The 8827-nt window shown below is 70.5% G+C and carries 10 protein-coding genes; 5 read left to right on the forward strand and 5 right to left on the reverse strand.

The genetic code is table 11. The annotated features are described in order from the left end of the window. A partial coding sequence (locus Q0L11_RS07220) for a pentapeptide repeat-containing protein (RefSeq protein WP_296596338.1) occupies positions 1–711 on the forward strand: 711 nt, incomplete at its 5' end. A gap of 113 nt (positions 712–824) precedes the next feature. On the opposite strand, the gene Q0L11_RS07225 is transcribed toward Q0L11_RS07220, so the two are convergent. From Q0L11_RS07225 to Q0L11_RS07235, 3 genes are all read right to left on the reverse strand, one after another. After that, a complete protein-coding gene (locus Q0L11_RS07225; RefSeq protein ID WP_296596339.1) occupies positions 825–1700 on the reverse strand; it encodes a crotonase/enoyl-CoA hydratase family protein in 876 nt (291 codons plus the stop codon). A gap of 62 nt (positions 1701–1762) precedes the next feature. Continuing rightward, positions 1763–2221, reverse strand: a complete 459-nt coding sequence (locus tag Q0L11_RS07230; RefSeq protein WP_296596340.1) for a DUF488 family protein — start codon at positions 2219–2221, stop codon at positions 1763–1765. Between the two features lies 1 nt (position 2222). Further along, the gene (locus Q0L11_RS07235; protein WP_296596341.1) at positions 2223–2819 is read right to left on the reverse strand and encodes a TetR/AcrR family transcriptional regulator; all 597 of its coding nucleotides are present in this window, start codon (positions 2817–2819) and stop codon (positions 2223–2225) included. 71 nt (positions 2820–2890) lie between these two features. On the opposite strand from Q0L11_RS07235, the gene Q0L11_RS07240 reads away from it, so the two are divergent. Beyond that, on the forward strand, positions 2891–4174 hold the full coding sequence (locus Q0L11_RS07240; RefSeq protein WP_296596342.1) for an MFS transporter: 1284 nt from the start codon (positions 2891–2893) through the stop codon (positions 4172–4174). Between the two features lie 40 nt (positions 4175–4214). Continuing rightward, the gene (locus tag Q0L11_RS07245; RefSeq protein ID WP_296596343.1) at positions 4215–5090 is read left to right on the forward strand and encodes an alpha/beta hydrolase; all 876 of its coding nucleotides are present in this window, start codon (positions 4215–4217) and stop codon (positions 5088–5090) included. A 769-nt stretch (positions 5091–5859) separates the two neighbouring features. Here Q0L11_RS07245 and Q0L11_RS07250 read toward each other — a convergent pair. Together Q0L11_RS07250 and Q0L11_RS07255 are read right to left on the reverse strand one after the other, a co-directional pair. Then, positions 5860–6774: a thioesterase family protein gene (locus tag Q0L11_RS07250; protein WP_296596344.1), complete on the reverse strand. Its 915-nt coding sequence runs from the start codon at positions 6772–6774 to the stop codon at positions 5860–5862. A 49-nt stretch (positions 6775–6823) separates the two neighbouring features. Further along, positions 6824–7105: a hypothetical protein gene (locus Q0L11_RS07255; RefSeq protein ID WP_296596345.1), complete on the reverse strand. Its 282-nt coding sequence runs from the start codon at positions 7103–7105 to the stop codon at positions 6824–6826. A gap of 120 nt (positions 7106–7225) precedes the next feature. Here Q0L11_RS07255 and Q0L11_RS07260 point away from each other — a divergent pair, with 120 nt between their 5' ends. After that, on the forward strand, positions 7226–8053 hold the full coding sequence (locus tag Q0L11_RS07260) for a cytochrome b/b6 domain-containing protein (protein ID WP_296596346.1): 828 nt from the start codon (positions 7226–7228) through the stop codon (positions 8051–8053). Then, a complete protein-coding gene (locus Q0L11_RS07265) occupies positions 8050–8823 on the forward strand; it encodes a molybdopterin-binding protein (protein ID WP_296596347.1) in 774 nt (257 codons plus the stop codon). The genes Q0L11_RS07260 and Q0L11_RS07265 overlap by 4 nt, the downstream gene beginning before the upstream one ends. Positions 8824–8827 lie beyond the last annotated feature (4 nt).

The raw sequence follows: 8827 nt of genomic DNA on the forward strand, positions 1-8827 counted from the left end.
GACTTCACCGACGCCAACCTGTCGGGCGCGATCCTGACCGGCGCCAAGCTGATGCGCGCGGTGCTGGACGGGGCGGACCTGTCGGGGGCGGACCTGGGCGGCGCGGACCTGTCGGGCGCCTCGATGAAGCGCGCCGTGCTGACCAACGTGAACCTCGCCCAGGCGCGCCTGGACGACGCCGACCTGACCGACGTGCTGCGCGCGCCGCCGCCGATCTTCTACATCGACGACAAGTCGCTGACCGAGGTCGTGGCCGAGCACGAGCAGTTCTGCGACTCCGGCGGCCGCGGCGGCCAGGTGATGAAACTGCACGAGGTGGACTTCCGGCCGCTGAAGAGCCTGAAGCGCCGGCGGCTCTCGGGCCTGTCGGCGCCCAAGTCGATCTTCTTCGGCATGGACCTGGAAGGCGCGCAGCTCCAGGGCGCGGACCTGACCGCCTGCGACTTCCGCGGCGCGAACCTGCGCGAGGCCGACCTGCGCGGGGCGCGCTTCACCGGCGCACAGCTCGCCCGCTGCGACCTGCGCGGCGCGAAGATGGGGCCGCTGGCCATCGGCGACAATCGCTTCGTCCGCACCGACTTCAGCCGCGCCTCGCTGCGCGGGGCGGACCTGCGCGGCGCCTCGGCGCCCCGCGCGCGCTTCCTGGAAGCCGAGATGGACGGCGCCCGCGTCGCCGGCTGCGACCTCACCGGCGCCGAGTTGGAAATCTAGGCCTCCAGTTGCTCCCCCTCCGGGGGAGCTCGCGAAGCGAGAGGGGGCCTCCTCCGCGGCCTCGACCGAAACCCCCTCCCCCTTCGGGACCTCCCCCAGAGGGGGAGGATTTTTCACATTCCGTCACGCAGCGGCGCGAGGTCGGCGAAGTTGGTGGCGCGCTTCTCGGCCTTGGCCTGGAAGGCTTCGGCCATGTGCGGGCCGGAGAACATGCTGGTCTGCCAGACGGCGATATAGTCGAGGCCGTCCTTGATCGTGTGGTCGCGGGCGTAGTTGATCATGACCTTCGAGCCGGTCACGGCCAGCGGCGCCTTCGAGGCGATCTCGCGCGCGGTGGCGAGGGCGTGGGCCACGACCTCCTCGTGGGTGTCGAAGACCTCGTTGACCAGCCCGATCTCGCGGGCGCGCAGGGCCGGCAGGCGGCGGCCGGTGTAGGCGAGTTCGCGCACCCAGCCCTCCGGGATCAGCTTGCACAGCCGCGGGAAGGTGCCGACGTCGGCGGTCATGCCGATGTTGATCTCCTGGATCACGAAGAAGGCGTCCGAGGTGCAGTAGCGGATGTCGCAGGCGCTGGTCATGTCCACCGCCCCGCCGACGCAACCGCCCTGGATGGCGGCGATGACCGGCATCCGCGCCTCGTCCAGGCAGGAGAAGCTGTCCTGCAACTGCTTCACGTGATGGCGCATGGCCTCGGCGTTGATCGCCTTGTCCTGCGACGCCGGGGCGGAGGTCGAGCCGCCGCCCTGGAAGACGGCCAGGTCCATGCCGGCGCAGAAGTGCTTGCCGGTGGAGGAGATCACGATGCAGCGCGCCCGGGCGTTGCGGTCGATGTCGCGGACGATCTGCGGCAGCTCGTTCCAGAAGTCGCGGATCATGCTGTTCATCGCCTCGGGCCGCTTGAGGCGGATGTGGGCGACGTGATCCTCGATCGTGACGTCGAAGCAGGTCCAGGCGGTGGTGGTGATGTCGACGGCGGCCGGCGCGTTCATGGCGTGCTCCCTTTGGCGGGGATCATCGCGCACCGACGCCGGGGAAGGCCAGGGCCTTTCGTTTACAGCGTAGAGGGCTCCAGGTTCTCGACCTCGAAGTCCGCCGCCTCCAGCATCCGCTCCACGACGATCGAGCGGTGGCAGCCCCGATGGTCGGCCTCGTAGCAGAGCAGGGCGGCCTTCCCGCCCTTGGCGATCTCGATGGCCTGGGCGAGCTGCACCTGCGCCTTGGGCTCCTCCAGGTGGGCTTCGAAGATCGCCCGCATCTCGGCGGTCCGGCCCTTGCGCGCCGCCATCCGCCCCTCCTTGGGCGTGCCCAGCTCGCGCAGGTGGACGTAGCGGATCCCGGCGTCCTCCAGGCTCGACGACAACAGGCCCTTGGAGAAGCCCGCGCGGCGCGAGGCGGCCACGGCGCGCACGTCGATCAGCACCTCCACGCCCGCGGCCTTCAGCGTCTCGATGACCTTGGCCTGGGGCGCGGATTCGTAGCCGATGGTGGCGAGCGGATAGCGGCGGCTCATCTCATTCCGGTTCGACGGCGCGGGTGTGCGCCTCGATCAACGCCTGGGCGGCGGATCGGGCTGCGCCAGCGGGGCCGTCCTTGCCGAAGAGCTGGCTGGAGACGTAGACGCCCTCGATCAGCAGCAGCAGCGCGTCGGCCAGCTTCTTGGGCTTGCGGGCGTCCATCGCCTTGGTCATCTGCCGCAGCCGCTCGCGCAGCCCGCGCTTGTGCTCGACCGAGACCAGCCGGCCCGGATGGTCCGCCGCCGGATACTCTACCGCCGCGTTGGTGAGCGCGCAGCCGCGATAGCCCGGCTTGGTGGCCCGCGCTTCCAGCTCCTCGAAGAAGGCCAGGATCTGCGCCTTGGGATCGTCGGGGTGCTTTTGCACGGCAGCGTCGAAGTAGCCCCAGAAGCCCTCGCCCTGGCCTTCCAGGTAGGCGGCGATCAGGTGATCCTTCGACGGAAAGGCGCGGTAGAGCGTCGGCTTGGTGGCCCCGGCGCGCGAGACAATCTCGTCGACGCCGACGGCGCGTGTGCCTTCGCGGTAGAAGAGTTCGTTCGCCGTGGTGAGGATGCGATCAGCCGCCCTCGGGGCGCCGTCAGGATTTCTAGCCATGGCCAGGCTTGCCTCGTTACAGACCGGTACGTATTAGAAATGGCCTCCAATTTTCCGTACGGGTCAGTCACATGAGCATAGCGCAACGGCGGCCCTTCGGCCAGAACTACGCCTGGGTCGTGGCCGCGGTCACCTTCCTGGCGCTACTGGCGGCGGCCGGGCTGCGGTCGGCGCCGGGCGTGCTGCTCACCCCGCTGCACCAGGCGTTCGGCTGGGAGCGTGGCCAGCTTTCGGCGGCCGCCGCGATCGGCATCTTCCTGTACGGCTTGGTCGGTCCCTTCGCCGCGGCCCTGATGCAGACCCTTGGCCTGAAGCGCACCCTGCTGACCGGCCTGGTGCTGATGAGCGTCTCGACGGCGGCCAGCCTCTTCATGAGCGCGCCGTGGCACTACGTGCTGACCTGGGGCGTCCTGTCGGGCTTCGGCAGCGGGGCGGTGGCCCTGTCGATGGGGGCGACGGTGGTCAATCGCTGGTTCGTTCATCGGCGCGGGCTGGTGATGGGCCTGCTGAGCGCCTCGACGGCGACCGGCTCGCTGATCTTCCTGCCGGGGATGGCGGCGCTGGCCGAGGGCGGCGGTTGGCGGCCGGTGGTGATCGCGGTTTCGGCGGCGGCGGCGGCGCTGGTCCCGCTGGTCTTCTTCCTCATGCCCGAGCGGCCCGCCGACATCGGCCAGCCGGCCTACGGCGCCAGCGAGATCGAACCGGCGCCCCCGAAGGGCCGCCCCCAGGACGCGGTGGCGCTGGCGCTCGGCGTGCTGGTCCGCGCCGCGCGCACGCCCGCGTTCTGGCTGCTGTTCGCCACCTTCTTCGTCTGCGGCTTCACCACCAACGGCCTCGTGGGCACCCACCTGATCTCGTTCTGCGGCGACCGCGGGTTGGCGCTGGTGCAGGCGGGCGCCCTGCTGGCGGCCATGGGCGCTTTCGACATCGTCGGCACGACGGCGTCGGGCTGGCTCACCGACCGCTACGATCCACGCAAGCTGCTGTTCGTCTATTACGCGCTGCGGGGCCTCTCGCTGGTCGCGCTGCCATTCCTGCAGTTCGACCTCGTCAGCCTGTCGATCTTCGCCGTGTTCTACGGCCTGGATTGGCTGGCGACCGTACCGCCCACCGTGCGCCTGGCCACCGAGTCCTTCGGCGAGCGCGAGGGCCCGATCGTGTTCGGCTGGATCGCCTTCGGTCACCAGGTCGGCGCCGCCACGGCGGCCTTCGGCGCCGGCGTGCTGCGCGACGTGCAGGGCAGCTATGTCGCCGCATTCGTGATCGCGGGGCTGCTCGGCGTCGTGGCCGCCTGCGCCGCGCTCGCCATCCGGCGACGAGACGATGACGCCGAAGCCGCGCCTGTCCTCGCCTGAGCCGCTTTCCTCTCGCCGCGTCATCGCGCTAGGAGACGGCATGAACGCAATGGTCGGGTATGAGCCGCGGGCGCGGCGGGTGGCGCTGCCAGCGCGGGGCGGCGAGATGGCGGTGCTAGACTTCGGTCCGGCCGACCGGCCGGTGGACGTGGTCTTCTCGCATGCCAACGGCTTCAACGCCCGCACCTACCGCACCATCCTGGCGCCGCTGGCCGACAGCCTGCGCATCCTGGCCCTGGACCTGCGCGGACATGGGGCGACCACCATCCCGGCCGTGGTCGAGGGGCGCGAGGGCTGGAACGAGTTCCGCGACGACCTGCTGGCGCTGCTGGCGGCGGAGACGGATCGGCCCGTGGTGCTGGCCGGACATTCGATGGGCGGCACCTCCAGCCTGCTCGCGGCGGCCCACGCGCCGGATCGGGTGAAGGCGCTCGTGCTGTTCGACCCGGTGATCTTCACGCCTGAGCAGCGGCCTTCGCACATGGGCGACAACCCGCTGGCGGAGGGCGCCCTGCGCCGCCGCGCGGTGTTCCCCAGCAAGGCGGCGGCGGTCGAGGCCTATACCGGCCGCGGGGCGTTCCGGTCATGGCGCCCGGAGCAACTGGCCGACTATGTGGAGGCGGGGTTCCGCGAGACGGAGACCGGCGAGGTCACGCTGACCTGCGCCCCGGCCTGGGAAGCCTCGAACTTCCGCACGCACCACTACGACCCGTGGGGCGCGTTCCACGCCACGACCTGTCCCGTGCGCATCCTGCGGGCCGAGGTCGGCTCCACGGCGCGGCTGGAGGAGGGGCAGGCCGGCCTGGAGGCCACCGGCCGGTTCCGCATCGACGTGATCCCCGGGACCAGCCACTTCCTCCCGATGGAGCGGCCCGAGCTGGTGCGCGACGCGCTGCGTGAGGCGGCGGGCTCCTAGCGACGCCGCGAACCGGACGTCGTGAGAGTCGGCGAGGGGTGGTTAGCTGCCGCTCCCCAGGTTGAGGACGCGCTCTGCTTCCTTCTCTGCATCTTCCAGAAAGGCAAACAGTCCTGACGCATGCTCCTGCGCCCAGTAGGCCTCGTCGAGGACCGTGCTGTCGTCGTCTGTGAAAGCCCGTACCACTTCTCGATCACAAAGCGGAATGCGTTTTCCCGTTGGTAGAAGCAGACCGTCTGTCCTTCGCCGCGCGGGTCGCGTCGGATCAACGTCCAGCCGGGGACGATTGTGTCCGTCGTGTCTCGTTGGTCGGGCATGGAGAAGCGTAACCTGGAAGGCGCTTGAAGTCCGCAATGGGTCGGTTCCGGAAATCTAGGCAGTACCTGAGAGCTGACATTCGCCGGGTCGACCGAAAGGCAGGTCGCGAGAGTCGGCGAGGCGTAGGTAGCCGACTCCGCCTCCTCTCCCCCCGACACCGGCTTTGAGCCCGGGGAAGAAAGGGGAGAGGGTAGGGAGAGGGGCGGCGCAGGAAACGCGCCTGCCGCTCCCGGTTCAGCCAGGATCCATCGAAGAGCGCGCCGCGATCGCTTGCACCAGCATCCTACCGCCTTGCAGGGGACGCCCGAACGTCGCGGTGGGTCATGGCTGCGCCGCCGTGCAGGCCCGAACGCCTGCGTCGCCCCTCTCCCTGCCCTCTCCCCTCTCGCTTCGCGGGGGGAGAGGAGGTGAAAAAGCCGAACGTCCGCGATGGGTCGAAGGCGGGAGCCGCCTACAGCCCCAGCTCCGGCACGGCGTCGGCCTCGACGCGGGCGAACTCCTCGTCGGAGAGGGTGATCAGCTTGCGGGTCTCCAGGTCGAAAGAGACGGCGATGGCTTCGGCGCTGCCCCAGGGACGGCCCGTCGCGGGATCCAGCAGCCAGTGCACGAGGCGGCGGAACCGGGGGTCGCCGCCGGCCGAGCCGGAGCGCAGCTCCAGCCGGTCGCCGGCGCGCGGCCAGGCGTGATGGATGAGCCGGTATTCCAGCGCCGCGCCGCCGACCTTCCGCTCGGGATCGACCGCGCCCGGCCGGCGTCCCGCGAAGAAGTGGGGGATGCCGTCCGACAGGCGGTGCATGAACGTCTCGGTCCGCATCCGCCCGAAGGCGTCGCAGTCGCCGGCGTCGATGACCCCCAGTCCCGTGCGGACGAGGCCCAGCTCGTTCGCCCGCGCCAAGCTGGCCTGGGTCTGGACCGGCTGCAGCCCGATGGACCGGGGGGCGGCCTTCTCGGGCACCTCGACAGCGAGCGCCTCGCCGCGGGCGCGAATGCGGTCCGCCCAGGGAAACGGGCGGCCGTCACGCGCCGTCACATGGGCCACGACGGTCTGGAAGCTGGCGGCGATCTCTCCGGACAGGTGATGCATCACGAGCATCAGCCGCGCCTCGTCCTCGCCCATGGACACCACGCCGCCGGTGATGCGCAGCGGGGCGCCGGGGCGGGCCTCGCGGATGAAGCGGATGTGCTGCTCGCGGACCATGAGCGTGGCTTCGGCGCTCGGGGCGAAGGCGCCGGGCATGCCCAGCTCGGCGGCCAGGCCGGCCAAGGCTTGCATCGACTTGGCCACGTAGAAGCCCACGTTGAGGTGGCCCATCTGGTCGCATTCCCAGGACGCCACGCCGCCCCGCCAGACTTCCACTTCGGCCACGCCACGCTCCCCGGTTCGCAGCGGAGCTTAGCGGGTTCGTCGGCTAGGGCTAGCGCTTGCCCTCGGCCGGGTCCGCGCCGGGGCCAAGGCGGCCTTCGTTCGTCGAGGCGGCCGGCCCGCCGTCGCCGGCGCCTTGCCGCGGCTGCGGGTTCTCCGGGCCGTCGAAGCTGCGATCCTCGCGCGCAGCCTCCACGCCGTCGTCCTTGCCGGCGGACGGATAGCGTTCGGCGCCGGCGTTGGGCTCGGCGGCGTTCAGCGGCTGGGCGGCGTTGTCCTTGCGGCCCTGGGTCTGAATCCTGTCGTCGTTGGCGGGGTGGTGCTCGGCGCCCATGGGAGGCCTCCAGTCAAAGTCCTGGGCGGAAAGCGCGGTGGGCGGGGCTATCGTTCCGATGCCTTTTCGTGGACTCGCGCTGCGGCCCGACGCGGGCCACATTGCGGGACGGAGGACCCCATGGCCGACAAGCCCGCCAAGGTGCTGATCCGCCGCCACTCGGGCGTGACGCGGGTGACGCACTGGCTCAACGTGCTGGCGCTCAGCTTGCTGCTGATGAGCGGGCTGCAGATCTTCAACGCCCATCCGGCGCTCTACTGGGGGCCGAAGTCCACGTTCGCCACGCCATGGCTTTCGATGAAGAAGGAGGAGGTCGCCGGCGAGCCGCGGGGGATCACCACCGTGGGCGGCGCGCGCTTCGACACCACCGGTGTGCTCGGCTGGTCGGGCAAGGCGGGCGTGCGCGAGCAACGGGGGTTCCCGAGCTGGGCCACGATCCCCAGCTACCGGTCGCTGGCCGACGGCCGGCGATGGCACTTCTTCTTCGCCTGGATCTTCGTGATCAACGGCCTGGCCTACTGGCTCTGGAGTCTCTGGCGCGGCCATATCCAGCGCGACCTACTGCCCGCCCGCGACCAGCTCCGGGCGAGGCACATCCTGCACGAGATCGCCACGCACGCCCGCTTCCAGTTCCCGAAGGGGGAGGAGGCGCGGCGCTACAATGTCATCCAGAAGCTGACCTACCTCGCGGTGATCGCGGTCCTGCTGCCGCTGATGGTGGCGACCGGCCTCACCATGTCGCCGGGCTTTAACGCGGCCGCGCCCTGGCTGGTCGACCTGTTCGGCGGCCGGCAGTCGGCGCGGACGATCCACTTCCTGTCGGCCAGCGCCATCGTGCTGTTCGTGGTCGTGCACCTCTTGCTCGTCGTCGCCTCCGGCTTCTGGAACAACATCCGCTCGATGATCACCGGCCGCTACGCCATCGAAATCGAAGGAGACCGCGCGTGAGCCTGGATCGACGGCGCTGGCTGACCGCCGCGGGCGCTACCGTCGGCTCGCTGTGGCTGGCGGGCTGCGACAAGCTGGTGGCGAATTCCACCTTCAACGGCGTGCTGAAGGTCGCCGAGAAATGGACGCGCGGCGCCCAGCGGCTGGTCACCGACCGCAAGGCGCTGGCGGCCGAATTCACGGCTGCCGACCTTTCGAAGGACTTCAAGGCCAACGGCACGCTGCGGCCGCAGGACCCGGAGTACCAGGCCATGCTCGGCGAGAATTTCGCCAGCTACCGCCTGGAGATCGGCGGGCTCGTGGAGCGGCCGCTGTCGCTGAGCCTGGCGGACGTGCGGGCCGCGCCGGCGCGCACCCAGATCACCCGACACGACTGCGTCGAGGGGTGGTCGTCGATCGGCAAGTGGAGGGGCGCGCGCCTCTCCGCCCTGCTGGACCGGGCGAAGCTGAAGCCGGAGGCCCGCTACATCGTCTTCCACTGCGCGGACACGCTCGATCCCTCCGCCACCGACGGCGCGGGCAAGTACTACGAGAGCATCGACCTAATCGACGCCTACCACCCGCAGACCATCCTGGCGTACGAGATGAACGACGCCACCCTGCCGGTGCGCCACGGCGCGCCGCTCCGCCTGCGGGTCGAGCGGCAGCTCGGCTACAAGCACGCCAAGTACGTGATGCGGATCGAGGCGGTGGAGTCCCTGGACGGCATCGGCCGCGGCGCCGGCGGCTTCTGGCCCGACCGCGGCTACGAGTGGTACGCGGGGATCTGAGCCG

The sequence above is a fragment of the Phenylobacterium sp. genome, assembly GCF_024508875.1.
Lineage (GTDB): Bacteria > Pseudomonadota > Alphaproteobacteria > Caulobacterales > Caulobacteraceae > Phenylobacterium.

What these genes read in the sequence shown, in the direction of transcription:
- Q0L11_RS07230 (WP_296596340.1), bottom strand. Translation starts at nt 2,221, where the DNA reads ATGAGCCGCCGCTATCCGCTCGCCACCATCGGCTACGAATCCGCGCCC.
- Q0L11_RS07245 (WP_296596343.1), top strand. Translation starts at nt 4,215, where the DNA reads ATGAACGCAATGGTCGGGTATGAGCCGCGGGCGCGGCGGGTGGCGCTG.
- Q0L11_RS07255 (WP_296596345.1), bottom strand. Translation starts at nt 7,105, where the DNA reads ATGGGCGCCGAGCACCACCCCGCCAACGACGACAGGATTCAGACCCAG.
- Q0L11_RS07225 (WP_296596339.1), bottom strand. Translation starts at nt 1,700, where the DNA reads ATGAACGCGCCGGCCGCCGTCGACATCACCACCACCGCCTGGACCTGC.
- Q0L11_RS07260 (WP_296596346.1), top strand. Translation starts at nt 7,226, where the DNA reads ATGGCCGACAAGCCCGCCAAGGTGCTGATCCGCCGCCACTCGGGCGTG.
- Q0L11_RS07240 (WP_296596342.1), top strand. Translation starts at nt 2,891, where the DNA reads ATGAGCATAGCGCAACGGCGGCCCTTCGGCCAGAACTACGCCTGGGTC.
- Q0L11_RS07235 (WP_296596341.1), bottom strand. Translation starts at nt 2,819, where the DNA reads ATGGCTAGAAATCCTGACGGCGCCCCGAGGGCGGCTGATCGCATCCTC.